This window comes from Streptomyces sp. NPDC015220 (assembly GCF_043079345.1).
GTDB lineage: Bacteria > Actinomycetota > Actinomycetes > Streptomycetales > Streptomycetaceae > Streptomyces.
On record NZ_JBIBUK010000008.1, the window covers coordinates 1 to 23694 of the forward strand.

Sequence of the window (23694 nt, forward strand, 5' to 3'; positions counted from 1 at the left end):
ACCCTGCCGACCAGGTTCTTCACCGGAGCCTGACGGTGGGAGGTGCCCAGGAGGGACGTGCCGGTGGCGGCGAGGGCGTCCAGCGCCTCGATCCGCACCTTGGAGGGGCCGGCGCCGAAACGTCCGTCGGCGGGCTTGATGTCAGCGGGGATCTGGATGTCGGACATGGTGGTCGTCTCCGGGTTCAGACGGTGCAGGCAGAGGAACGGGACCGGGCGGGGACCCCGCGGTCCGCCGGGGCGGCGGCCGAGTCGCGCACGGCCGCGACCAGGTCCGCTCCCCGGGCGACGAAGCCGAAGCAGCGCTCGACGTTGTACAGGGTGGCGCGCAGGCAGAACTCGGGCGAGGTGGTGGCGACGCCGTCCTCCAGGAGGACCGCGTCGTAGCCGAGGCACGCCGCGTCCGTGAGCGTGGCGAGGACGCACTGGTCGGCGTTCACCCCGGTGAACAGCACGGTGTCCACCCGCAGGTTGCGCAGGACGGAGTCGAGCGGTGTGTCGAAGAAGCCGCTCATCCGCTGCTTGGTGACGTGGATGTCACCGGCCGCGGGTTCCAGCCCCTCCACCAGGGCCGCGCCCCAGCTGCCCTCCTCCAGCACCGGACTCCGCCCGCCGGGGAGGACGGACCCGACGCCGCCGCCCTCGCCCGCGATGTCGTAGGCGTGCAGCACGTTGGGCGGGATGTTGGCGCGGTCGGGACGGCTGGCCCAGGTCAGCCAGACCACCGGGACCCCGGCGGCGCGCAGCGCAGGCACCGTCTCGGCGAGCGAGGCGACCAGCCGGTCCGTGCCCGAGACGTCCAGCCCGATGGAGGCGAGCCAGCCCTTGGGCGAGCAGAAGTCGTTCTGCATGTCGACGACGACCAGCGCGGTCCGCGCCAGGTCCAGGGTCAGACGCTGCGGGGCGGCCGGCACGGTCACCGGGCGTGGCGCGGGCACGGGGCGAGTGAGGTCCACCTGGTGTGCCGAGGCCCGCCAGCGGTTGCGGTCCGTCGGGCCGAGCGGCCGCATGGGCCCCGCGGTCACGAGCGCGACGCCGGGGCGCTGTTGTGGGTGTGCGTGTGCGCGGGCGCCGGTTCGGGGGCGCCGTCGGGGGAGGCGGTCACCGCGCACAGGAGCTGCATCTCGCCGCGCTGCCACAGGGTGCCGACCTCGGCGAACCCGGCCTCCCGCAGGGCGGTGCGGTGGATGTCGAGCCCGGAGGACAGGTCGCTGTGGTGCTCTCCCTCGAATCCCTGGCGCCTGCGCTCGGCCACCGCCGGGGCGAAGGCGGGCTCGGCCAGGGCCCGCTCCCACCAGTCGTACCAGCCCTCGCCGTGGCCGGGGGCGAGCCGGCGGGCCTTCTCCCGGGCGAGCAGGGACCGGTCGAGGCGGGCCAGCGCCGGTGTGGCGGTGTGGTCGCGTTCCAGCTCGTCGCAGTTGACCAGGACCCCGCCGGGTCGCAGCGCTCCGGCCGCCGCCGTGTACACCGAGGTCAGCACCGGCCGGTCCAGCCAGTGCAGCGCGGTGCCGCTCACCACGGCGTCCGCCGGGCGGTCCAGGCCGAGTCGCTCCACCCAGTCGGGCCGGCGCAGGTCCGCCGGGACGAAGCGCAGTCCGTCCAGGTCGCCGTAGGCGGCCCGGCCCAGGGCGATGAGCAGGGGGTCGGCGTCCACGGAGACGACGGTGGCGTCCGGGATCCGCCGCAGCAGGCGCACCCCGATGGAGCCCAGGCCGCAGCCCAGGTCGACCACCAGGGGGTCCGGTCGTCCCGCGGTCTCCTGGACGACGTCGACCAGTGCGTCGAAGAGGGCCTCGCGCTCCGGCAGGAACTCCTCCTGCTGCCGGTCCCAGCGCTCCGCCCAGCGCAGCGCGGCCGGGCGGTCGGCGGAGATGCCGGTGGACGGCGTGGACGGTGTGGAGAGCATGGACGACTCCCTGCGTGGGGTGTGGGTGGTGGAGGGGGCTGGGGCGAGGGGGTGGGGAGGCGTGGCCGGGCTCACGATCCGGACGCGGGATCCTGGTCCTGGTCCGGGCCGGTCACGTCGTAGAACGACGGTCCGTCCAGATAGCGGATCGTGTTGGCGTCCCGCAGGACGGTCTCCTCGCTCTCGTGCAGCAGGACCACGAAGACGGGGTAGCTCAGGTCGTCCACCGTGCGGCGGATGGGCTGTCCGGGGGCCACGGCCACCCGCATCTCGTGGAAGCTCTCCAGTTCGCGGAGCCGGTCCAGGTGCCGGTAGCCGCGCAGAGTGCCGGAGAAGGGCGAGACGAGGCCGACGAAGGCGCAGTGCAGGGCGCGCGGGTCGTCGTCCTTGTGGCGGGCGAGGAAACCCTCGGGGTCCAGATAGGCGTCGACCGTCCAGTCGAGCTGCGAGGCGCCGTGCGCCAGTTGGGCGTAGTGCGGGAGGTTGGCTCCGCCGATCCTGGCCCCCGCCTCGACCAGGACGGGTCCGGCCCCGGTGAGCTTGATCTCGACGTGCGCGGGGCCGTGCCGGATGCCGAGCGCGTCCAGCACCTCGACGGCGTACCCGGTCAGCCGGTCCTGCACCTCGCCCGAGCGCGGCATCAGGTACACGCTGTCGGACAGGTCGGCCACGCCGTTGGCGGTGATCCGCGTGGTGCGCCAGATCTCGCAGACCCGGTGCGTCCCGTCCCGGCTGACCGTGTTCACCATGTACTCGGTGCCGCGCAGGTACTCCTGCGCCACGGCCGCCGTGTTGACGTCGGAGAAGACGTTCTCGGCGCCGATGACCGCGCGGGCGGCGGCCGCGGACTCCTCGGGCGTGTCGCAGAAGTGGACGCCGTTGCCCGCCGCGCTGCGCAGCGGCTTGACGACGACCCTGCCGCCCACCGACCGGTGCCAGGCCAGTGCCTGCCCCTCGTCGGTCACCAGCGTCTGCCGGGCGCCCGCCACCCCGGCACTCCTGATCGTCTCGATCATCACGTACTTGTCGCGCCGCGCGGCGCTCAGCGCGGTGCCGTTGGTGGGCAGCCCCAGCGACTCGCTGAGCGCGTCGGCGAGTTCGACGCCGATCTCGCCGCCGGCGACCACGGCGACGGGCCGATGGGCGGCCACCGCGCGCGCCGTGGCCTCCAGGTCTCCCCGGTGGACGATGTTGTCGACGTACTCCGAGAGGTCGAACGGGCCCCGGTAGGCGGCCGGCACCCCCGGGGTGCTCTGCACCCGTACCACGGCGGCGCCGCGCTTGAGGAACTCGTCGACCAGTGCTTTCGACAGTCCGTAGGAGTCGACGACGCACACGAGAGGGGTTGCCGGCATGTCAGCCTTTCTGCGGGAGGAGGAGACGGGCGCCGCCCGTCCGGGCGCTCAGGAGCCAGGACGCCAGGGCCACCAGGACGGCCGCGGCGCCCACCGCGAGGAAGCCGGCGGCGGGGCCCCGCACGGCGATCGCCGCGCCGGCCAGCGGGGCGCCGGCCGCGTTGCCGCCGGCCACGGCGGCCCCGTACAGGCCCAGCACACGGCCCCGGTTGTGCTCCGTCGCGGCCGCGCCGCAGGCCGCAGCGGTCACCGCGAAGGAAGTCGCCGACAGCATCGCGGCGGGGGCGACGGCGACGAGCAGGACACGCCAGTCCCCGGCCAGGCCCAGGGGCGCCGTGACGAGACCGAGCAGCAGCAGCGGGACGGCGGGCCGGGGCGTGACCGGGAGGGCGCCGAACAGTAGCCCGCCCAGCACCGCGTAGGCCCCGCACGCCGCGATGAGCAGCCCCACCCACGCCACGGCGTCCTGCGCGCGGGCCAGCCCGAGCAGGGACAGCTCGAAGCCCGAGGAGATCGTTCCGGTGGCGAAGGCGCAGGCCAGGACGGCGAGCAGCATCGGACGGAGCCCCGCGGCCGGCCGGTCCGCGGCGCCGGGCCCGGCGGTCGGCCGGTCCGCCGCCCCGGCGCCCGCGGCCGGCGCCGGCCCGGCGGGCGCCCCGGAGCGCAGTGCGAAGGCGGCCAGTCCCAGGACCAGGACGCCGCCGAGCAGCCGGCAGGCCGTCGTCGGCGAGCCCTGGGTGGACAGCACGGCGCCGAGGGCGGGGCCGGTCAGGTAGGAGAGCTGGCTGGTCACCGTGTCCAGGGCGAAGGCCGCCTGCCGGTGCTCCGGTGCCGTCCGCTCGGCCAGCACCATCCGGGTCAGGGTGGAACCGGGCACCAGCAGGAGTCCGGAGGCCAGGGCGCCGCACACCAGCGCCGGGTAGGACAGGTGGTCCGCCGCCGCCCAGAAGACGCCCTGCGCCACGGCGCTGACCGCGAGGACCGGGCGCATCGAGGACCGGTCCATGGCCCAGCCGAGGACCGGCGCCCCCGCCATCACTCCCGCCATCCACGCCGCGGTGACCAGACCGGCCGCCGCGAGGGAGCGGTCCAGCCCCAGTGAGACCTGGAGGGACAGAACCAGGGGAATGGCGATCACGGGCAGTTTGACGAGGAAGCCCACCACGAAGGTGGTCCGCATGCCGGGCTCCGCCAGCAGCGGGCGGTAGCGGCGCAGCCCCGTGGGCCCGGCCGCCGCCTCCCGCCGCCCGGCGGGCCGGGTCTCAGACGAGGGTCGCGACATGATCGGTGACGTCCACCGGGCTGCGGCGCCGCTGCGGCCCGGACGCCGGGTCGGGCGAGCCGATGTCCAGGGCGCCCAGCAGGCGTTCGCCGTCGGCGAGCCCGAGCGTGCCGGGCAGCGTCCGGGAGGTGCACAGCCGGCCCGTACGCCAGATGGCGGCGTACCCCCGGGCGTGCAGCAGGAGCAGCAGCGCGTGGGTCATGGCGCTGGCCGCGGCGAGCTGTTCCCACTCCGGCACGCGGTGACCGACGCGTGGGCGGAACACCAGCATCGCCTTGAGCGGGGCGCGCACCACCTTGTCGACGAGTTGCTGCCGGGGGACGGCCGGGTCCTCCTCTGCGAGGCCGTCGACCACGGTGTGCAGGCCCTGGCCGCGCACCAGGATCCACCGCCACGGGCGCAGCACCCCGTGGTCGGGTGCCGTGGCCGCGGTCTGCAGCAGGTAGCGGAACTCCTCGTCCCCCGGAGCCGGGCCGACGAGCCGCTTGGCGCTGCGGCGGGTGAGTACGGCGGTGAAGACGTCCATCGGGTTCTCCTCCTGGCTCATTCGGCGAGCATGTCGGCGTACAGCCCCGGTTCCATGGCGCGCAGGGCCGCGTAGTCCTCCTCGATGCGCTCGGGGTGCGGCGAGATGAGGTAGAGGTTGCCGGGGCAGGTCGCCAGGTTGACCGTCCGCTCCAGGTAGGGGACCGCGTCGAGCGTGGTGTCGAGCCCGTAGAACGTCGGCAGCGAGCGGAAGCGGGTCAGGTCGGGTGCGCGCACGACCTTTCCCTCGACGGTGCTCAGGAGGTAGACGTGGCGGGCGTACAGCCGGGGCTCGGGCCGCGGCCGGCGGATCGCGTGCTCGAAGCCCTCCGGGTCGAGGTAGCTGAGCGGCAGCAGTGAGTTCTGGCTGCGCCCGCACACCGTGAGCACGGCGCCGGGGTCGCAGGCGCCCTCGACCCGGGCGCCGGTCTCGATCAGGACGGGGCCGCCGGACGTCAGCATGATCTCGCTGTGCGCGGTGCCGTTGTCGATGCCCAGCGTCTCCAGCACGTCGTGCAGGTAGGTGCTGAGCTGCCCGTACTCGGGTTCGTCGGGGTGGACGAGGTCGGAGTACGTGCACACCGCGGTGGCGTCGACCATCCGGCGGTTCATCCGCCACACGTCGGTGACATGGTGCCGTCCCCGGGAGCTGACCGAGTTGACGGTGTACTCGACGCCGCCGGTGTGCGCGATGTCCTGCTGGACCAGCAACTCGTCGTTGACCCGGCCGAACAGGCTGACGCTGTCGCGCAGTTCGGCGAAGGCGGCCCGCACCTGGTCCGCGGAGGCGCAGAACCGCACGCCCTCGGCCGAGGTGCCGGCCAGCGGCTTGACGACCGCCCGGCCGTCGGAGCGGGTGCGGTACCACTCCACGGCCTCGGCCGCGTCGCCGGTCCGGCAGTGCGGGATCGCGGCGAGGCCGTCGCGCAGCAGGGCCTCCGCCATGTGGTACTTGTCCCGGCGGGCGTGGGCCGCGCGGGGCGCCATCGCGGGGATGCCGGGGAAGTGCGGTGCCAGGCGGTCGGCCAGGTCGACCCCGGACTCCCCTCCCGGCACCACACAGGCCACCTCGTACGCCGACAGGCCGCGCAGCAGCGCCTCGACGCCGTCCGACTCCTCCAGGGTCGCCAGGAAGTCCTGCGGGCGGAAGGACGCCCGCCAGAACTCCGAGTCGCTCTCCTGCGAGAGGACGGCCACACAGCGCAGGCCCAGTCCGTTGAAGAGCTGTGCCAGCTTGGTGCCGGCACGGAGGGGGTCGACGAGGACGACGACGGATCGCGGTACGGCGGTCATTGCTCCAGCCTTCTTGTCGGGGTCGGTGGCGGGCCGGCCGGGCCGGGCCCGGCCGCGTCGGGGCCGGTGTCAGGCGGCGGCCCGGCCGGCGCCGACGGCCTCGGCCAGCTCCTGCCAGAAGTCGGCGAGCAGCCCCAGGTAGCTGGTGAATCCGTGCTCCAGAGCGGCCAGGTCCTCCTCGTCGCGGCACAGCGCCGCGGAGCTGGAGACGGCGTGCAGCTTGTGCTCCTTCTCGGCCGCCCCGATGTGGATGTAGAAGAACTCGCAGTGCTCGTGGAACTCCTCGAGCGAGAAGTGGTGCAGGTAGTTGCGGGTGCCTTCGTACAGGTAGACCAACTGGGCGTAGGCGTGCCACTCCTGGGCCAGCAGGGCTCCGCAGCCGACCCTGACGTTGTCGTCCGCGAAGAGGGCGGCGCCCCGGTCCACGAGCCGCTGCGTGGCGGGCAGCACGGTGGGGTCGATGTCGTCGAAGTCGACCTCGTGGCCGCGGATGCGGGAGAGCAGGGCGGAGAAGAAGTTCTTCAGCAGAACGGTGTGGACCTTGCTCGGGTCGCCGTTGCCCATCTCGTCGTTGATGTTCTCGATGGTCTCGGAGCGGGCCACCAGGTCGTCCGGCGACATGCGCAGGAAGACCAGGGCGAGCCGGTTGACGGTGGGCGAGACCTGCGCGTAGAAGTTCCGGGCGACGATCTCCACCTTCTCCGCGGGCAGTTCGGTGGAACGCCACAGGTCGTAGAAGGCGTTGTCGAGCGCCGGGTGGCGGTACACCGACTCGGCGAGGTCGAGGACGCGCTTCTCGGTGGCGTCGGCGTCGAGGCGGGTCTCGGTGGCGGTCATGAAAGGTCCTTTCCTGGGTCGGGGTGGTTCACCAGCGGCTGGTTTCGCCGAAGAATCCGGGGACGGGCAGCAGTCGGCCCTCCTCCCCGGCCCGTCGGTACAGGCGGTGCCCGACCGCGAGGTCGAGCACGCCCAGGCCGAACGGTGAGAAGACGACCGGGCGTTCGGGGTCCGGCGTGCGCCTGCCGAGCAGGGCGTCGGCCAGCGTCCCCCGGATGAAGGAGCGGTGGCCGACGCGCTGTTCGGCGAGATGGGGGGAAGTGCCGGCCTTGAGGCAGTGCTCGACGTCGTCCACGAAGTTCTCCGCGCAGAGCAGGAGTTCGGGCTCCAGGTCGCGCAGGGACACGTTGAGGACCACCTGCCCCGCGCGCAGCACGTGGTCCGTGCCGATGTAGGGGCGCAGCGCGGTGGTGGCCAGTACCACCAGGTCGCAGCCGAGCGCCTGGCTCAGGCTCCCGGTCCGGCAGTCGGCGCCGTACTCCCGGCCGACGTGTCCGGCCAGCGCCGCGGCCGAGGCGTCGTCGAGGTCGTGGACGGTCACGTCGGTGAAGGGGACGCCCGCGACCGTGAGGTAGTGGCAGACCGTCCGCGCGATCACCCCGGCGCCCACGACGCCCACCGAGGCCGGCGCCTTGGCGCCGAGCGTGGTGGCGGCGAGGGCGGCGGAGGCCGCGGTCCGGGCGGCGCTGATGTTCGCGGACTCCAGCAGGGCGAAGGGGTAGCCGGTGCGGTAGTCGTTGAGGACGAGGACCGCGGAGGCCCGGGGCAGTCCGTCGTCGACGTTGCCGGGGAAGCTGCCGATCCACTTGATGCCGGCCACCTCGTCCCTGCCGCCCAGGTAGGCGGGGAGGGCGATGATGCGGGCTTCGGGCTTCTCCGGGAACCGCAGGAAGTAGCTGTCGGGGTTGACCGTGTCACCCGCGTCGTGGGCGAGATAGGCCTCTCGCACCCAGTCGATGACCTCGGCCTCCCGCCCGGTGAGGAGTTCGACCACGTCCTTTCCGGGCAGGACGGAGAAATCGTGCATGGCTGGTTCCTGTCTTTCGGCTTCCTGGGGTTCAGGAGGCGACCGGGCGGTGCCGCCCGGTGCTGAGGATCGGGGACCGCGGGTCGGCGAGCGCCGCGGGCCCGAACGTGCTGGTCACCCAGTCGTCGTCGTACACGGTGTCCAGGTACCGTTCGCCGAGATCCGGGGCGATCACCAGGACGCGCGCGCCGTCCTCGATCAGCCCGCGCAACTCGGTCACGGCGTGCAGGGCGGTGCCGGTGGACGCCCCCGGCAGCAGTCCGTAGTCGCGGGCCACCCGGCGGCAGGCGCGCACCGTGTCCGCCTCGGCGACCCGGATCTTCAGGAACGACCCGTCGTCCTCGAAGAGTTCGGGCCGGCGGCTGGTGCCGAGGCCCGGCAGGCTGCGCGGTGCGCCGGCGCCGCCGAAGGTGACCGATCCCTCCGCGTCCACGGCGACCAGGCGGGTCGCCAGGCGGCGCTCGCGCAGGCCGGTGCGGCACCCCATCAGCGTGCCGGTGCTGCCCACGCCCACGAACAGCCAGTCCGGGACGCCGAACCCGTCGACGACCTCCCCCATGGTGTCGCGCTGGTGCGCCCGCGCGCCCGCCGGATTGCGGTACTGGTTGAGCCAGACCGCCTCCGGGTGGGCCAGCAGGTGCCGCTCGATGAACTCGATCCTGGACTGGAGGTACCCCCCGTTGCCGTCCCGGCGGGTCACGACCACCACCTCGGCCCCGAGCGCCCGCATGTGCCGGATGTTCTGGGCCTGGGTGTTGGGATCGGTGACCAGGGTGAGCGGGTGGCCCTGCGCCGCGCACACCATGGCGAGCGCGATGCCGAGGTTCCCGGAGGTCGACTCGATGAGCGGGGCGCCGGCCCGCAGCCGGCCCTCCCGGTGGGCCGAGGCGACCATCTCCCGTGCCGTCTTGAGTTTGATCGAGCCGGCCGGATTGAGCGCCTCCAGCTTCAGCGTGGTGCTGAAGCCCGGGCAGAAGCCCGGCAGGGTGAGGAAGGGCCGGGCCGGCCCCGCGTCGTACGGCTGGTCGCAGATCGCGGAGTTCACCGGGCTTGGGACAGTGCCTGGTCCAGGTCTTCGATCACGGCCTGGGTTTCGTTGCTGTAGCCGAGGGCCAGGCGGACGGTGCCGCGCGGGACGCCGATGCTCTTCAGCTCCTCGTCGGAGTACTCGAAGTAGGTGAAGAAGGTGCTCTGTTCGACCAGGGTGTGCGGGGCGCCGAAGTTGGACGCCATGAAGGGCACCTTCAGCCGGTCCACGGCCTCGGCCGTCCGCTCCTCGCTCAGGTCCAGCTCGAAGGTGATGACACCGCCGTAGCCGTTGAGGTACTGCTGGGCCATCTTGAAGTGCGGGTGGCTCTCCAGGCCGTTGTAGTAGACACGGTCGACGCACGGGTGGCCCTCGAGGTACCGGGCGATCTCCAGGCCCATCGCGTTCACCCGCTCCATGCGCAGCTTCAGCGTGTACAGGCTGCGGCGGAGCAGGAAGGCCGTGTTGCCGTCCATGATCGGCCCGGTGGTGTCGCGGTACCAGCGCAGCTTGTCGATGAGGTCCTGCCGGCCCGAGGCGACTCCCGCCACGATGTCGCCGTGCCCGCTGAGGTACTTGGTCGCGCTGAACAGGACCAGGTCCACGCCCCACTGGAGCGCGTAGAAGTTCGGGGGCGGCGAGAAGGAGCTGTCGAGGGTGATGATCACGTCCGGGCCGAGGGCCTCGCGCACCCGGGCCACGTCGATGAGGTACATGTGCGGGGAGGACGGCATCTCCAGGTGGACCAGCTTCAGCCGGCCCTTGAGGGAGCGCACGTTCTCGATGAACCGTTCGGGGTCGCGGATGGAGAACTCGTGCACCTTGACGCCGAACTTCGGCAGGATGTGGTGGAAGACGTTGCGCACCTGGCGGTACGACTCGGACGGCAGGACCACCTCGTCGCCGGCCTGGAGCAGGGCGAGGAAGGCCGTCGTGTGCGCGGCCATGCCGGAGGCGAACACCAGGGAGTCGTCCGCCCCGCTCAGCGAGGTGAGGCGGTTCTCCACCTCTATCCAGGTCGGGTTGGAGTACCGGCCGTAGCGGCCGGCCGGGACCGACAGGTCGTGCAGTCCGGCCTTCACGTGCTCGGCGTCGTTGAAGTAGTAGGAGGCGCTCTGGTAGGTGGGCGACTCGATGCTGTTGCGGTAGGCGTCGTCGGCGCGCAGCTTCGTCACTCTTTACTCCTTGACTGTTCTCTGCCATCGAGGAAGGGGCGGCGGTGCCGTGCTGTGCTGTGCTGCTCAGTCCATGTCGAGGCGCAGGAGATCGTCGACGGTCTCCCTGCGGACGATCACCCGGGACTCGCCGTCGGCGACGGCGACGACGGGCGGCCGGGGAACGTGGTTGTAGTTGTGCGCCAGGCTGCGGCAGTAGGCGCCGGTGCCCGGTACGGCGAGCAGGTCGCCCGGCCGGACGTCCGCGGGCAGGTGGTCGTCGCGTACGACGACGTCGCCGGCGTCACAGTGCTTGCCCACCACCCGCACCAGTCGCGCGGGGGCGTCGGAGGTGCGCCCGGCGAGGCGGACCGAGTAACTGGCGTCGTAGAGCGCGGTGCGCACGTTGTCGCTCATGCCGCCGTCGACGGCGACGAACGTGCGGATGCCCTCGCGGTGCTTGACCGTGCCGACGGTGTACAGGGTGACGCCGCTGGGGCCGGCGATGGCCCGTCCCGGTTCGATCGCGAGCCGGGGCACGTCGACGCCGAGGGCGGCGCACTCCTTGGCCACCACCGTGCGCAGGAGCTCGGCCATCTCCTCCGGCTCGGTGGGCTCGTCCTCGGGGGTGTAGGCGATGCCGAAGCCGCCGCCCAGGTCCAGTTCGGGCAGTCGGGCCCCCTCCCGGACGAACTGCGCGCGCAGTTCGAGCAGCCGCTTGGCGGCGGCCTCGAACCCGGCGGTGCCCAGGATCTGCGAGCCGATGTGGCTGTGCAGCCCGCGCAGTTCCAGCAGGTCCTCGTCGAGGACGCGCCGGACGGCGGCCGCCGCCTCGCCGCTGACCAGGGAGAAGCCGAACTTCTGGTCCTCGTGCGCGGTGGCGATGTGGGCATGGGTGTCGGCGCGCACGCCGACCGTGACACGCAGCAGGACGGCGGGCCGGACGCCGGGGAACCTGGGCAGCAGCTCGCCCAGCCGGTCGAGTTCGGCGAAGGAGTCCACGACGATGCGGCCCACGCCGTATTCGAGGGCCGCGGCGAGTTCCTCCGCGGATTTGTTGTTGCCGTGCATCAGTATGCGTTCGCCGGGAAATCCGACGGCTTTGGCGAAGGCCAGTTCGCCTTCGGTGCACACGTCCAGGCTCAGTCCGGCCTCTTCCGCCAGCCGGGCCGTGGTGCGGCTCAGGAAAGCCTTTCCGGCGTAATAGACGTCGAATTCTTCGAAGGCCGTGCGGAATCGGGCACAGCGTGATTTGAAGTCGGTCTCGTCGAAAACGTAGACCGGTGTGCCGTGACGGTCGGCGATTTCCGTGACGGACATTCCGCCGATCGTGAGAGTTCCGTTCTCGTCCGCGGCGGTGACCGGCCAGATGCCGGACGAGAGGGAAAAGGGATCGGTGGTGGAGGGCGGCGGGAACTCTTGTGCGGGCACGGCACTCCTCTGGTCGTGCGGCATGGTCGAGTCGGGGCCGTGGGCGGGGCCCTGTGGGAGACGGGGGGGACGGCAGGGCGTGGCGGCCCGGTGAGCCGCCGGCCGCCGGCGAAGGCCCGGGTACGGGCGGGACGGTGGGCTCAGATGTCCAGGGCCAGCACGCCGGCCAGCAGGAACATCACGATGCCGCAGCCGATGTTGACCTTGCGGGCGAGGCCCTTGTCGGCGGTGAAGCGTTCGGCGAGAGCCCCGCTGACCAGCCCCACTCCCGCGTCCGCGGCGAAGCCGATGGCCACGAAGATGCCCCCGAGCGCCAGGAGTTGGGCGGGGACGGGCCAGCCGGAGGACGAGGTGAACTGGGGCAGGAAGGCCACGTAGAAGACGATCACCTTGGGGTTGGTCAGGTTCACGAGCATCGCGCGGTAGGCGATGCGTCCGTAGTCCTGGCGCGCCCGGGCCGTGCTCACCGCCATGTCGGACTTGTCCCGGATGATCGAGACACCGAGGTAGAGCAGGTAGCAGAGCCCGACGACCTTGAAGGCCGAGAGGAGCACCGGGTAGCGGGAGACGAGAAGGGACACGCCGAAGGCGCAGAGCACCGCGTGCGCGAACATTCCGGCCGCCACGCCGGCGGCCGCCGAGACTCCACCGCGGCGCCCCTGCGACACCCCGAAAGACATGACGTAGAGCATGTCGGGCCCGGGAGTGACGCACACGATCGTGGCCGCCGCGAGGAAGGAAACGAACGACGCGCTCAGGATGTCCATGACAGGTAGTCGCTCCGCACCTTCCGCTGGCGGCGCGTTCTCGCCGCAGACCTTCCGTGGAGACATCTCCAGTGTGCCACCCGCGGCCGGGGCGAAGGCCGAACGGAAGCATACTCATTAGTCGAGCACACTTTAGGACGGGTGAATAAAATGGACATGCCATACAATACGTTACTTTCCCCCCTCTCCGCGGCGGAACTCGCGCTGTATACCTTTGCCGTGGAACGCGCAGATGTACCCCGCGACGAGTTGCCGGAGATCGACGGCATGGCGGCCGAGGATGTCGCGGCCGCCTTTCACAACCTCACGGAACGCCGGCTGCTACTGCCGGTGGGCGGGGAGAAGAAGCGTTTCGCCGCGGCTCCCCCCGATGCCGCGTGCGAGGCCCTGATCCGTCCCATCGTCCAGCAGGCGCGCACGGCACGTGATGCCGCGGACCGCCTGCGCGGCGAGTTGGTGTCCGTCTACGAGAACGCCCTCGAACGGCGGTTGCGTCAGCCCCTGTTCGAGGAGCTGCCCGATGTCGCCAGTGTGCGGCGCGAGCTGGACCGGTTCGCCACCGAGGCGCGGCACGAGGTGCTCACCTCGCAGCCGGGGGGCGGACGCAACGAGGAGGTCCTCCAGGAGGCCATGGGCCGCACCGAGGCGGTGCTCGGGCGGGGCGTCCGGATGCGCACGCTCTACCAGCACACCGCTCAGTACAACCCCGGGACGGCGGCGTACGTCGAGATCGTGACCGGGCTCGGAGCGGAGGTGCGCACCCTGGGCGAGGGCTTCATGCGGATGATCGCCTTCGACCGGGAGATCGTCGTGATCGAGCAGAAGGGCGACGCCAAGGCCGCGCTGGTGGTCCGGGAACCCAGCGTGGTCTCCTTCACGGTGGCCGCCTTCGAGCTGATGTGGCGGCAGGCGGACCCGTTCCCCGTCAGCCTCGGCCGGGCGCAGGCCATCCGGGTCTCCGACAAGACCAAGGAGGACATCATCCGGCTCCTGGTCCAGGGCGAGTCGGACAAGGTCATCGCCCGGCGGATGGGCATGACCGTACGGACGTGCCAGCGCCACATCGCGAAGATCATGGAACGGATCGGGGCCAAGAGCCGGGTGCACGCCGGCTATCTGCTGCGGGAGTACGAGGGGGACCCGGGGCTGGCGGCCCTCACCGAAGGCGACGCCGACGACGGTCCGCACGACCCGCCGGCCGGAGACCGCGACCGGTCCGAGAACGACTGAAGCGGCGGAGCACGGGGGCTTTCGGCCCGTGCTCCGCCGCGTGATGTCATCCGTCCGCCGTCACCCGGAGGCGTCGGCCCCGGTGTCCGTGGCGCGGAAGTACGTGAGGTAGTGACCGCGCCCGAATCCCTCGGATTCGTAGAGGTCCCGGGCGACGTGGTTGTCCGGCGCGGTCTCCAGCTGAACCCCGGCCGCCCCCGCCGCCCGTGCCCGCTCCAGACAGGAGCGCACCAGGGCGCGGCCCGCTCCGTCGCCGCGCGCCTCGGCACGCACGTACAGGTCGTTCAGAGTCCACACCGGCCGCATGGACAGGGACGAGAAGGTCGGGTAGACCTGCGCGAAGCCGACGGCTCGGGCGTCCGTCTCGGCGAGCAGCAGGATCGCGTCACCGTTCTTCAGCCGGTCGGCGAGGAACGTCCGCGGGCCCTCGTCGTCGGCGGGCTCCACGCCGTAGAACTCCAGGTACAGGCGGAAGAGTCCGGTCAGTTCCGGCAGGTCCGCGAGGACCGCGGTGCGCACCCGCACGCTGTCGTTCATCAACTCTCCTCCATGACGGGCCGGTTCGCGGCGCCCAGGAGCACCCCGTCGGGTCCCTCCTCGCCGGTGGCGGCGCCGACGGCAGCGTAGTGCGTGACGGAGCCGAAGACGGGACCGGCCGGTGGGGCGAGTCGGCGCCGGCCCCGGGGCACCTCCAGCGCCGCCGCGGTCACCGGCCGGTCGGCGGGCAGGCCCAGCACGGCCGCGAGCCGCGCCGCGCCGACCGGCAGCACCGGTGCCGCCCAGGCCGCGATCGCCGACGCCACGGCGAGCTGCCCGGCGAGGGCCGCGCGATGGCCGGGGCCACCGTCGGGGCGTTCGGCCTGGTGGGCCTGGACGTACGCGAAGTCGGTCACGCAGTGGACCATCTCGTCCAGCAGGGCCACCGCCCGGCGGGGCGCGAACCCGGCCGGCCCGTACGCATCGCGCAGTTCGGCCAGGGAGGCCAGCAGCCGGGCGCGCAGCCTGCCCCAGTCGGCGCCGGCGGGTTCCTCCTCGGGCAACCGTCCGCCGCATTCGGTCCCGACCGCGTCGAACAGCCGCTCCAGCCAGCCGTTCCACAAGGTGTCCAGATGCAGGCGGGTGCGCTCCAGGGCCGGCCGGTCGAAGCTGGTCTGCCGGCCCTCGGGCCGGTCGGAGCACACGTGGTGGCGCAGGACGTCGCTGCCGCACTCCTCGATGGCCTCGTCGGCCCAGACGGCGTGGCGGCGGCTCGTGGAGAACTTCTGCTCCCGCAACCGGTAGAACTCGTTCACCACGAACCCGGCGGCCAGCGCGTCGGCCCGGCCGGCGGCGGTGTACAGGGCCGGGAACAGCACGGCGTGGAAGTAGCCGTTGTCGAAGCCGAAGAACTGCACGTGGCCGGGGTGCTCCACGTGGTCCGGGGCGTCCTCCCGGCCCGACTGCACGAGGTACCCGGGGGCCATCTCGAACCACACGTGGACGCGCTGGTCCTCGAAACCCACCACCGGGACGCCGACGCCCCAGTCGGCCGGGTGCGTCACCGCGATGTCCGGCAGTCCGTCGGCGGCCATCCGCTCGCACAGGGCCCGCAGGTGCGGTGGCATGCGCACCGTCGACCAGTAGTCGCGGAGCTGTTCGGTGTAGGGACCCAGCGGGAAGTACAGCCGTTCGCACGGGCGGTTGACGGCCGCTCGTCCGCACAGCGCGCAGTGCGGGCCGACGAGGTCACCGCAGTCGTTGGGACGGCCGCACGCCTCGCAGGCGTTGCCGTTGGAGGACGCCCCGCAGTGCGGGCAGCCGCCCACCACGTACGCCTCGTAGAGCCAGCGCTCGCACGGCGCGCAGTACGGCAGCGGGGTCGTGCGGGCCTCGATGCGGCCCTCGTCGTAAAGGCGTCTGAAGAACCCCTGCACGGCCTTGGCGTACCCCGCGTCCCGGCGGGGCAGGACGACGCGGTCGAGGCGCACCCCGACGCCGCGCCAGGTCCGCTCGATGGAGGCGCCGTACCGGTCGGCGATCTCCGCCGCGCTCCTGCCGCCGTCCTTGAGCCCGCGCACCTGGACGTAGCTCTGGTGGTCGTCGATGCCGGAGGTGTACAGCACGCTGCGGGACTCGGCCCGCAGGAAGCGGCTCAGCACGTCGCCCGCGACGTACGGTCCGGCCAGGTGGCCGACGTGCAGGTCGCCGTTGGGGGTCGGAGGGGTGCTGGTGATCCACACGGGCGCGGTCACGCGGCGACCTCCCGCGGGTCCTCGTGCAGGGGCCAGTAGACGGAGAGCCAGCTCAGGGTGGCCGCGCCTGCGGCGCCGGGGTTGTGCACGACGTGCTCGAGCCCGCCGGGGAGCACCACGACGTCGCCGGCGGTGACGTCGGTGCTCTCGCCCTCCAGCTCCACCCGTCCGGCGCCGCCGAGCACGAACATCACCTCGACCTGGCTGTGCCGGTCCGGATCGGAGCTGGCGCCCGCGGGCAGGAAGCAGGCCATGGCGCCGACGGGCGGCTCGTCGCCGCCGTCCCAGGGGACGAGCCGTTGGCAGCGCATGCCGAACTCTTCCTCGGCCAGGGCGGGATCAATGCGGAACTTGGTTGTCACGTGACCTCTTCGTTGCTGATGAGCCTGTCCGGCGAGCGACGGCGGGCCGTGGCCGGCACCACGCTCAGCACGAGCAGCAGGGCGAGAAGCAGGGCCGTACCGGTGAAGAGCAGGAAGAACACCGCGAGCGCCCCGGTGACCAGGGCGCTGGCCCGCATGGCGCGCGTGGGACGGTCGCGCACCGCGGCGGCCGCGGAGGCGATGTAGAGGATCAGGAAGACGGCGCTGGTGAAGGCGACCAGACGGTCCTCCTCGACACCGAAGCGGCCGAGCACGGTGAGCACGGCCACGTAGCCGGCGCCGAGCGTCAGCAGCACCCGGGCGGGCACCCCGGTTCGGCGGCCGACCCGGCCGAGGGCGGCCGGCAGCAGGCCCTGGCGGGTCGCGGCGAGGGTGAGCCGGGAAGCGCCCAGCACCCAGGAGTTGGTGGCCGTCACCACGATCACCAGGGCGACGAGGTCGCCGGCGGCCGCGCCCACCCCCGAGTCGCGCGCACCCAGCAGGGCGGAGAGGACCATGGTCCCCTCCGGATGGGGGACGAGCAGGTAGGCGCCCGCGACGACCATGTACACCAGGCCCACGACGGGCACCGCGTAGCGGATGGCACGGCGGAACGAACGCGCGGGGTCGCGCACCTCCTCGGCCACCGCCGAGACGTTCTCCCAGCCCAGGAACGAGAAGAACGCGATGACCGCGGACGTGCCGACGGCCTGCCAGCCGTGCGGGGCGAACGGCGTGAGGCGGGAGGCCGACATCGAGGGCACCGCGAGTACGACGGCGGCGGCCAGGCAGAGCAGCAGCAGGACCAGTGCGGCCTGCTGGATCCGGGCTCCCAGCGCGAGCCCCATTGCGTTGAACGCCACCGACAGCGTCATGAAGCCGGCCGCGACGTACATCGTCCAGCCGTCGCCGAGCCCCGTGAGGTGACAGAAGTACCGCGCGGAGATGACGCCCATGACGGGGTTGCCCGCCATGTACACCAGGACGAGCAGGATGTTGGCGGTGTCACCGGCGTGCCTGCCGAACCCGCTGCGGATGAGTGCGCTGAGCCCCGAACAGTCCACGTGCCGGGCGGACATCTCGGCGAACAGCCGGGCGATGGGGTAGGAGGCCACGGCCAGCGCCGCCCAGGCCAGCAGGGAGGCCGGACCGGCGATGGCGGCCGTCACGCTGGGCACGCCGAGGAGGCCGGCCCCGATCAGGCTGGTGACGTAGAACGTCACCAGCCCGCGGGTGCCGAGACCGCCGGCCGGCGCGGGCGCACGCCCGCTCGGCCGTCGTTCTCCGTCCGGGCCGGCCGGCCGGGCCTGGCTCACCGGGTTCCCGCCGGTGCGCGGTGCGGCGTCCGCCGGCCGGCCAGGATCGAGTCGCAGATCTCCTGGGCGCGCACCGCGGAGACGGAGAGCAGCGAGCTGGAGATGCCGTGGGTGTGCTCGGTGCCGCCCTGGAGGTAGACGCCGCCGGGCAGCGGCGTCCGGGGCGACGTCGTGAGCCGGTAGTCACGGGCGACCCTCGGCAGGCCCCGCTCGTCCCACTGGACGTGCCCCGCCACGGAGGAGAGCAGCTCGCGCAGGTCCGCCGGCCGGTACCCGGTCGCGTACACCACGGCGTCCGCGGTGAGCCGGGTGGTCGAGCCGGAGGACAGGTCCCGCACGGTGACGTCGACGTGGTCGCCGAGGTCGTCGGCCGCGACGAGCCGTGACACGTTGAGGATGCGCAGCCGCCGCGGACCGCTCACCCCCTCCTGGTACTCGCGCCGGTACAGCTCCTTGACGAGGTCGAGGTCGGCCACGGCGTAGTTGGTGTTGGCGTGGTAGGCGAGCAGACGCCGTTTCAGGTCGTCGTCGCTGTGGAAGTAGCGGTCGACCGCCTCCGGGTCGAAGACGCGGTTGGCGTAGGGGCTGTCGTCGGCGGGGCTGTAGCCGTAGCGCTCGAACACCGCGCACACCTCCGCCCCGGTGAAGCGGCGGTGCAGGTACTCGGTGATCTCGGCCGCGCTCTGCCCCGCCCCGACGACCACGAACCGCCGTGGCTCCGCCCCGGCCAGTGCGTCCAGACAGGACAGGAAACCGCTGCTGTGCCACACCCGCTTGGACTCGGTGACCCCTGGCGGCAGGCGGGGCGTCAGGCCGGGGGCCAGGACGACGTGCCGGGCCAGCCGGACCGTCGTCCGCTCCGGCGCCCGGGTGCGGTGCGAGGTCACCTGGAACAGCGGCTCGCCGTCGGAGCGGGTGAGCCGGACCGCGTCGGCGGTCTCTCCGTAGGCGACCTGGTCGGCGAAGTCCGCCGCCGCCCATTCCAGGTAGTCGTGGAATTCGGCACGGGTCGGGAAGAAACTCTGGTGGTTGATGAAGTCGACCAAACGCCCCTTCGCTTGGAGATACGGCAGAAAACCGTACCGACTTCCGGGGTTGCGCATCGTGGCGAGGTCCTTCAGGAAGGACACCTGCATCGTCGCGCCGTCTATCAGCATGTCACGGTGCCACCCGAAACGAATCTGCTTCTCCAGGAAGAAGGAGGTCAGACGATCGGTGTCCGGAACCCGGTCGTTGTGTTCCCGGACGGCAATGGCGAGCGCGAGGTTGGACGGGCCGAATCCGATTCCCAGAATGTCGTGGACCGGGGCCTGAACTGTGCCGAGCGTATCGGCAGAGGTCACGGTCGGCGCTCCTGGAGAACCTCTCCGTTCACCGCGCCGGGCACCGGTTCGCCCGCGAAGGCCGCGCGGACGGACTGCGCAACCGATATTCCGGCCTTTTCCTGGGCCTCTCCCGTGGAGGCGCCCAGGTGCGGGGTGACGACGACCGAGTCGAAGTCGAACAGGGGGGATTCGACGGTGGGCTCGAACTCGAACACGTCCAGGCCGGCGCCGGCCACCCGGCCCTCCTTCAGCGCCAGCGCCAGCGCGACCTCGTCCACGATGCCGCCCCGGGCCGCGTTGACGATCCGGACGCTGGGCTTGACCTTCCGCAGCGCCTCGTCCCCGATGAGGCCGACGGTGTCCGCGGTCCGCGGCAGGTGGATGGTGATGAAGTCAGAGCGGCGCAGCAGCTCCTCGAGCTCCACCCGCTCGGCGCCGAGCCGCTCGGCGCGGTCGTCGGTCACATAGGGGTCGTAGGCCACGATCGTCATGCCGAAGGCCCGCAGCCGCTCGGCGACCAGGGAGCCGATGCGCCCCAGACCCACCACGCCGACGGTCTTGCCGCTGAGCTCCACGCCACCGTAGCGCGACCGCGCCCACTGTCCGGCCTTGAGGGCGCTGCTGGCGGACGCGATGTTGCGCGCCGTGGCCAGCAGCAGGCCCACGGCCAGTTCCGCCGCGCTGACGACGTTGGAGGTGGGGGCGTTCACCACCATCACGCCGGCCCGGGTGGCCTCGGCGACGTCCACGTTGTCCAGCCCGACCCCGGCCCGGGCGACGACGCGCAGCTTCCCGGCGGCCCGCAGCACCTCGGAGTCCACCTTGGTCGCGGAGCGGATGAGGAGCGCGTCGGCTTCGGCGACGGCGGCGAGGAGTTCGTCACGGCGAGCGCCGTCGCAGTGCCGGATCACGAAGTCGGGGCCCAGGGCGTCGACGGTGGCGGGGCTGAGCTTTTCGGCGATGAGAACCACCGGAAGACTGGCGTCGGACATTCCGAAACAACCTTTCCTTGTTCGTGAGGCGCGGAGTATGTCGTGGCTGTGTACGGCGGTCAGCCCCAGCCGAGGTCCTGCGCGGCCGCAGATCGTGCGGTCGAACCACTGAACTGTCCGGATCCGGGTACCTCGCTCAGAGAAACAGGAATGGCGAGGGCCATCACGGATACCAGGCAGACGGTGATGCGCTTCACTTTCACTCCCCGTTGTTCAGGATTTGACCAGTCACTTCTCGTGGTCGGTCAATCACTCTGCCACCCGGGGGCCGCGAGTAACAGCGACATCACCTGTCGTAATGCGCGGGCACCATCCGCAGACGGGTGGACAAAAGCGGGCATAAAGGAGTAGTCGCCGTGCCCGTCCACCACTATTCGACGCAATTGTTCAACGAGTGGCGGGGAGCAGGGAACAGAATTCTGTCAGCAACGCGAATCGCACGTACATTCTTCTGCCGTACCGGCCCGCTGTCTCAAATTCTTCGCCCGGCCCGCCCTTGTGCGGTGGCGAGCGGGTTCCGGAGCGGGCGGTAGCGGGCGGCGGCGCCGTCCGCTCCGGTCCAGCGCAGCAGCAGGTTGGTCTTGCCGGGCAGCGTCGGCGCGGCGAGCAGCGCGGGGATCTCGGGGAGGCCGTGGCGGGACAGTTCGCGGCGGGCGGCGGGCCACGGGTCGAAGCCGGGACGGCGTTCGGCGAGCGCGCCGGCGATCTCGGTGAGGTGGTTGACGACCAGGCAGTACACCAGCCGCTCCCAGCCGGCCGCCCGGGTCGTCTCCGACAGCAGTTTCACGCCCTCGGCGTCCCGGAACAGCGCCTGCACGGGCAGCCCGGCCGCGTCCACGGCGATCAGCGAGTTCTGCAGGTGGGCCTCCAGCACGACGCCGTGATCGGCGAAGGCGGCCAGGGCCGGCGGCACCACCTGGCGCAGGTACGCCGCCCACCACACCGCCGGGTCCACCGGGCGGTCCAGCGGATTGCCGTCGAAGCCCTCGGCCAGGGCGGCGGCGAGCAGCACCGTCGCGCCGGGCAGCGCGTGCCGGCCGAGTCCGTCGCGGACGACCACGGCCAGTTCCTCGAAGGCGAACGCGGCGGTGCGGTAGCCGCGGTCGCTCAGCCAGGCGGCCGGGCCGTCCAGCCGCGCGAAGGCGGCCGCCGCCGCCGTGTCCGTGCGGCGCAGCCTCAGCAGGTCGTGCCGCCACAGTCGGCGCACGTCGTTGGTGATCCGCACGTCGAGGCTGAACTTGAGGAAGAGGTCGGCGTCGGCGGCGTGGACGGTGCGGACGGCCGCCGTGGGGTGCGCCTCGAACGCGGTGCGGCCCAGCCGCAGCAGCCGGCCGTCCGCGAACGCCCCCGCGAGGTCGCGGCCCACGAGCTCCAGTTGCCAGGGGTGGGCGGGCAGCAGCCGGTAGCCGGGCGGCGCCTGGCCGAGCGCGTCGAGCGCCGAGGTGTCGCCCTCCTCGACGACCAGGTCCTCGCGCACCGCGAGCAGCGCCAGCGGGAACCGGGCGTGCGCCTCGGGGGCGTAGGGCAGCCAGGAGGCCACCGGGCCGCCGCCGCGCGCCTTGGGCGCGGGATGGTAGGGGTGGCCGGTGACGAGGGACTGTTCGGAGCGGATGTACGGATCGGCGGGCGGGATCGCGCGGTCGCGCGCGGCGAGGAGCGCCGCCACCGCCTCCCGGCTGTCGATCATCTCGGCGGGCAGTTCGTCGTTGGTCAGGCCCGTGTGCCGGCGCAGTTCCTCGGACACGAGCTTGACCAGTTCGGTGTGGCCGACGGGCCGCCAGCCACCGTCCGCGCGGACCTCCGGTTCGGCGGGCCGCCGCCCGGCGCGCACCCGCAGCAGCCGGCCGCCGGGCAGCCGGTACGCCTGCCGCCCCCGGGGATCCGGGCACGGCCGCGCCAGCTCGCGGATCAGGCAGTTCAGCAGGGGCGCGGCGGCGTACGCGTCGGCGCGCGCTCCGGCGTCGGCGCTGGGGGGCATGGGCTCCACGCGTTCCATTCGTTCCATACGTCCACAGGGTGCGACGTGATCAGTATGTCTGCCCGGCGCGCGCTACGGTGACGCCCGACCCGCTACCGAGGAGCCCGATCGTGCACCGTCCCCCGAGCGTCGAGACCGAGATCGGCGACGAGTTGGCCGCCGGGCGGCCCGGCCTGGTCTCACGGTACGCGCGGGAGCTGCCCGGCGCCCGGGCGTCCGTGCTGACCCGGCTGTGGCGTGCCCTGGCGCACGAGCCGCTGCCGTGGATCGGCGCCCGGGAACGGGCGCGCGACAGGCTGGTCCTCGAACTTTCCGACGGCCGCACGCTGAGCGGTCCTGCGGCGGACCCGTACGCCACCGCCGGCTACGTGTCCGCCGTACGCCTCGACGGCCGGCCCTACGACGATCCGGCGCGCCTGACGACGGACCTGGCCGTGCCGCACGGTGAGGACTTCGCCGCCGAACTGGCGCACAGTGCCGCGTCGTTGGCGCTGTCGCGGGCGAACCAGCCGGAGAGCGGCGGGACTCACCCGAACGGATGGCCCGCGACGGACTGGGGGTGGGAACAGCGAGTGGTCGACGGGCACCCCTTCCACCCCAACTGCCGTTCTCGGCCCGGCTTCTCGGTGGCCGAGCAACTGGCGTACGGGCCGGAGCACCGTCCGCTGGTGGAGCTGGCCCTGCTGCCGGTGCGGGCCTCGGAGTGCCTGGTGAGCGGGGAGTGGCCGAGCGGGATGCGGGACGCGGGACGGCTGCTGATCCCCGTGCACCCGTGGCAGGCGCGGCACGTGCTGGGTCGGGCGGGCGAGGGCACGGGCCTCGCGGCGCACCCGCTGATGTCCCTGCGCACCCTGGCCCTGCCGGACGGCCCGCACGTCAAGACGGCGCTGTCGGCCCGGCTGACGTCGTCGGTGCGGGACATCTCGGTCGGCTCGGTGACGGCCTCGGCGGCGCTGTCGGCCTTCGCCCGTGATCTGGCCGCCCGCACGGACGGCCTGCTGCACTTCACCCGGACCCTCGGCGCGGCCACCGCCGGCTCGCCGGACCTGGCGGCGCTGTGGCGCGAGTCCCCGCGCGCGTACGCGGCGCCGGGCGAGCAGGTGCTGCCGGTGGCCGCCCTCGCCGCCACGCGCCTGCCCGAGTCCGCCGAGTGGACGGCCGACTTCGCGCGGCTCGCCCTCCTCGCCGGTCTGCGGCTGCTGGAGTTGGGCGTGGCCCTGGAGGCGCACGGCCAGAACCTGCTGGTGGTGCTGTCCGCCTCGGGCGCTCCGGTGCGGCTGGTCTACCGCGACCTGGCCGACATCCGGGTGAGCCCGGCCCGGCTGGCGCACCATGGCATCGAGGTGCCGCGGTTGCCCGCCCGCAACCTCACCGACGACCCGGTCGCCCTGCGCCGCAAGCTGTTCGGCTCCCTGGTGGCGGGCGCGTTGGCGGGGACGGCCGGATCGGGGGCCGCGCTCCGGGCGGCCCTGGAGGCGGCCGTACGGGATCTGCCGCGCACCCCCGATACGCGGGCGCTGCGCGAGGAGCCGCTGCCCGCCAAGGCGCTGACGCTGATGCGGCTGTCGCCCGGGACGTCCGGCGACCAGTGGACCGTGCTGCCCAACCCGCTGGTCGAGGACGTCGTTTTGGAGCAACGCACACCCGGTCAATAAGA

At 72.5% G+C, this 23694-nt stretch carries 20 protein-coding genes and 1 pseudogene; 2 read left to right on the forward strand and 19 right to left on the reverse strand.

Annotated features, from left to right (window positions below):
* Window positions 1-184: 184 nt before the first annotated feature.
* The 12 genes from ACF061_RS18205 to ACF061_RS18260 all read right to left on the reverse strand — a co-directional run bounded on the left by ACF061_RS18205 (window position 185) and on the right by ACF061_RS18260 (window position 12603).
* Window positions 185-937 carry a cysteine hydrolase family protein gene (locus tag ACF061_RS18205; RefSeq protein WP_392267883.1) on the reverse strand — a complete coding sequence of 251 codons (753 nt, stop codon included), beginning with the start codon at window positions 935-937 and terminating at the stop codon, window positions 185-187.
* A gap of 83 nt (window positions 938-1020) precedes the next feature.
* Complete coding sequence (locus tag ACF061_RS18210; RefSeq protein WP_392267884.1) at window positions 1021-1905, reverse strand: class I SAM-dependent methyltransferase; 885 nt, start codon at window positions 1903-1905, stop codon at window positions 1021-1023.
* Between the two features lie 71 nt (window positions 1906-1976).
* Window positions 1977-3260 carry an ATP-grasp domain-containing protein gene (locus ACF061_RS18215; RefSeq protein WP_392267885.1) on the reverse strand — a complete coding sequence of 428 codons (1284 nt, stop codon included), beginning with the start codon at window positions 3258-3260 and terminating at the stop codon, window positions 1977-1979.
* Window position 3261: 1 nt separating this feature from the next.
* Window positions 3262-4542: an MFS transporter gene (locus tag ACF061_RS18220; protein ID WP_392267886.1), complete on the reverse strand. Its 1281-nt coding sequence runs from the start codon at window positions 4540-4542 to the stop codon at window positions 3262-3264.
* Window positions 4523-5089: a nitroreductase family protein gene (locus ACF061_RS18225; RefSeq protein ID WP_392267887.1), complete on the reverse strand. Its 567-nt coding sequence runs from the start codon at window positions 5087-5089 to the stop codon at window positions 4523-4525. The genes ACF061_RS18220 and ACF061_RS18225 overlap by 20 nt, the downstream gene beginning before the upstream one ends.
* Window positions 5086-6360, reverse strand: coding sequence for an ATP-grasp domain-containing protein (locus ACF061_RS18230; protein WP_392267888.1), 1275 nt, complete (start codon window positions 6358-6360; stop codon window positions 5086-5088). The genes ACF061_RS18225 and ACF061_RS18230 overlap by 4 nt, the downstream gene beginning before the upstream one ends.
* 69 nt (window positions 6361-6429) lie before the next feature.
* Window positions 6430-7197: an iron-containing redox enzyme family protein gene (locus ACF061_RS18235; RefSeq protein WP_392267889.1), complete on the reverse strand. Its 768-nt coding sequence runs from the start codon at window positions 7195-7197 to the stop codon at window positions 6430-6432.
* A 28-nt stretch (window positions 7198-7225) separates the two neighbouring features.
* Window positions 7226-8224 carry a 2,3-diaminopropionate biosynthesis protein SbnB gene (gene sbnB / locus ACF061_RS18240; RefSeq protein ID WP_392267890.1) on the reverse strand — a complete coding sequence of 333 codons (999 nt, stop codon included), beginning with the start codon at window positions 8222-8224 and terminating at the stop codon, window positions 7226-7228.
* A gap of 31 nt (window positions 8225-8255) precedes the next feature.
* Window positions 8256-9269, reverse strand: coding sequence for a 2,3-diaminopropionate biosynthesis protein SbnA (sbnA, locus tag ACF061_RS18245; RefSeq protein WP_392267891.1), 1014 nt, complete (start codon window positions 9267-9269; stop codon window positions 8256-8258).
* On the reverse strand, window positions 9266-10426 hold the full coding sequence (locus ACF061_RS18250; protein ID WP_392267892.1) for a PLP-dependent transferase: 1161 nt from the start codon (window positions 10424-10426) through the stop codon (window positions 9266-9268). Before ACF061_RS18250 ends, sbnA begins: the two co-directional genes overlap by 4 nt.
* A gap of 66 nt (window positions 10427-10492) precedes the next feature.
* Window positions 10493-11860: a diaminopimelate decarboxylase gene (gene lysA, locus ACF061_RS18255; protein ID WP_392267893.1), complete on the reverse strand. Its 1368-nt coding sequence runs from the start codon at window positions 11858-11860 to the stop codon at window positions 10493-10495.
* Window positions 11861-11976: 116 nt separating this feature from the next.
* A complete protein-coding gene (locus tag ACF061_RS18260; protein ID WP_392267894.1) occupies window positions 11977-12603 on the reverse strand; it encodes a LysE family translocator in 627 nt (208 codons plus the stop codon).
* 219 nt (window positions 12604-12822) lie between these two features.
* On the opposite strand from ACF061_RS18260, the gene ACF061_RS18265 reads away from it, so the two are divergent.
* A complete protein-coding gene (locus tag ACF061_RS18265) occupies window positions 12823-13833 on the forward strand; it encodes a LuxR C-terminal-related transcriptional regulator (RefSeq protein WP_392267895.1) in 1011 nt (336 codons plus the stop codon).
* Between the two features lie 60 nt (window positions 13834-13893).
* Here the strand turns inward: ACF061_RS18265 and ACF061_RS18270 are convergent, their stop codons facing one another.
* From ACF061_RS18270 to ACF061_RS18300, 7 genes and pseudogenes are all read right to left on the reverse strand, one after another.
* The gene (locus tag ACF061_RS18270) at window positions 13894-14370 is read right to left on the reverse strand and encodes a GNAT family N-acetyltransferase (protein WP_392267896.1); all 477 of its coding nucleotides are present in this window, start codon (window positions 14368-14370) and stop codon (window positions 13894-13896) included.
* Window positions 14370-16064: a class I tRNA ligase family protein gene (locus ACF061_RS18275; protein ID WP_392267897.1), complete on the reverse strand. Its 1695-nt coding sequence runs from the start codon at window positions 16062-16064 to the stop codon at window positions 14370-14372. Before ACF061_RS18275 ends, ACF061_RS18270 begins: the two co-directional genes overlap by 1 nt.
* A complete protein-coding gene (locus ACF061_RS18280) occupies window positions 16061-16426 on the reverse strand; it encodes a cupin domain-containing protein (RefSeq protein WP_392267898.1) in 366 nt (121 codons plus the stop codon). Before ACF061_RS18280 ends, ACF061_RS18275 begins: the two co-directional genes overlap by 4 nt.
* Entirely contained in the window at window positions 16423-17742 is a 1320-nt protein-coding gene (locus ACF061_RS18285) for an APC family permease (RefSeq protein ID WP_392267899.1), read from the reverse strand. Before ACF061_RS18285 ends, ACF061_RS18280 begins: the two co-directional genes overlap by 4 nt.
* Window positions 17739-19085, reverse strand: a complete 1347-nt coding sequence (locus ACF061_RS18290; RefSeq protein WP_392267900.1) for a lysine N(6)-hydroxylase/L-ornithine N(5)-oxygenase family protein — start codon at window positions 19083-19085, stop codon at window positions 17739-17741. The genes ACF061_RS18285 and ACF061_RS18290 overlap by 4 nt, the downstream gene beginning before the upstream one ends.
* Window positions 19085-20059: pseudogene (locus ACF061_RS18295) on the reverse strand (hydroxyacid dehydrogenase); the annotation flags it as partial. The pseudogene ACF061_RS18295 and the gene ACF061_RS18290, both read right to left, overlap by 1 nt.
* Before the next feature lie 472 nt (window positions 20060-20531).
* A complete protein-coding gene (locus tag ACF061_RS18300; protein ID WP_392268125.1) occupies window positions 20532-22055 on the reverse strand; it encodes an IucA/IucC family protein in 1524 nt (507 codons plus the stop codon).
* Between the two features lie 92 nt (window positions 22056-22147).
* Here ACF061_RS18300 and ACF061_RS18305 point away from each other — a divergent pair, with 92 nt between their 5' ends.
* Complete coding sequence (locus tag ACF061_RS18305) at window positions 22148-23692, forward strand: IucA/IucC family protein (RefSeq protein WP_392267901.1); 1545 nt, start codon at window positions 22148-22150, stop codon at window positions 23690-23692.
* The last annotated feature ends 2 nt before the right edge of the window (window positions 23693-23694 follow it).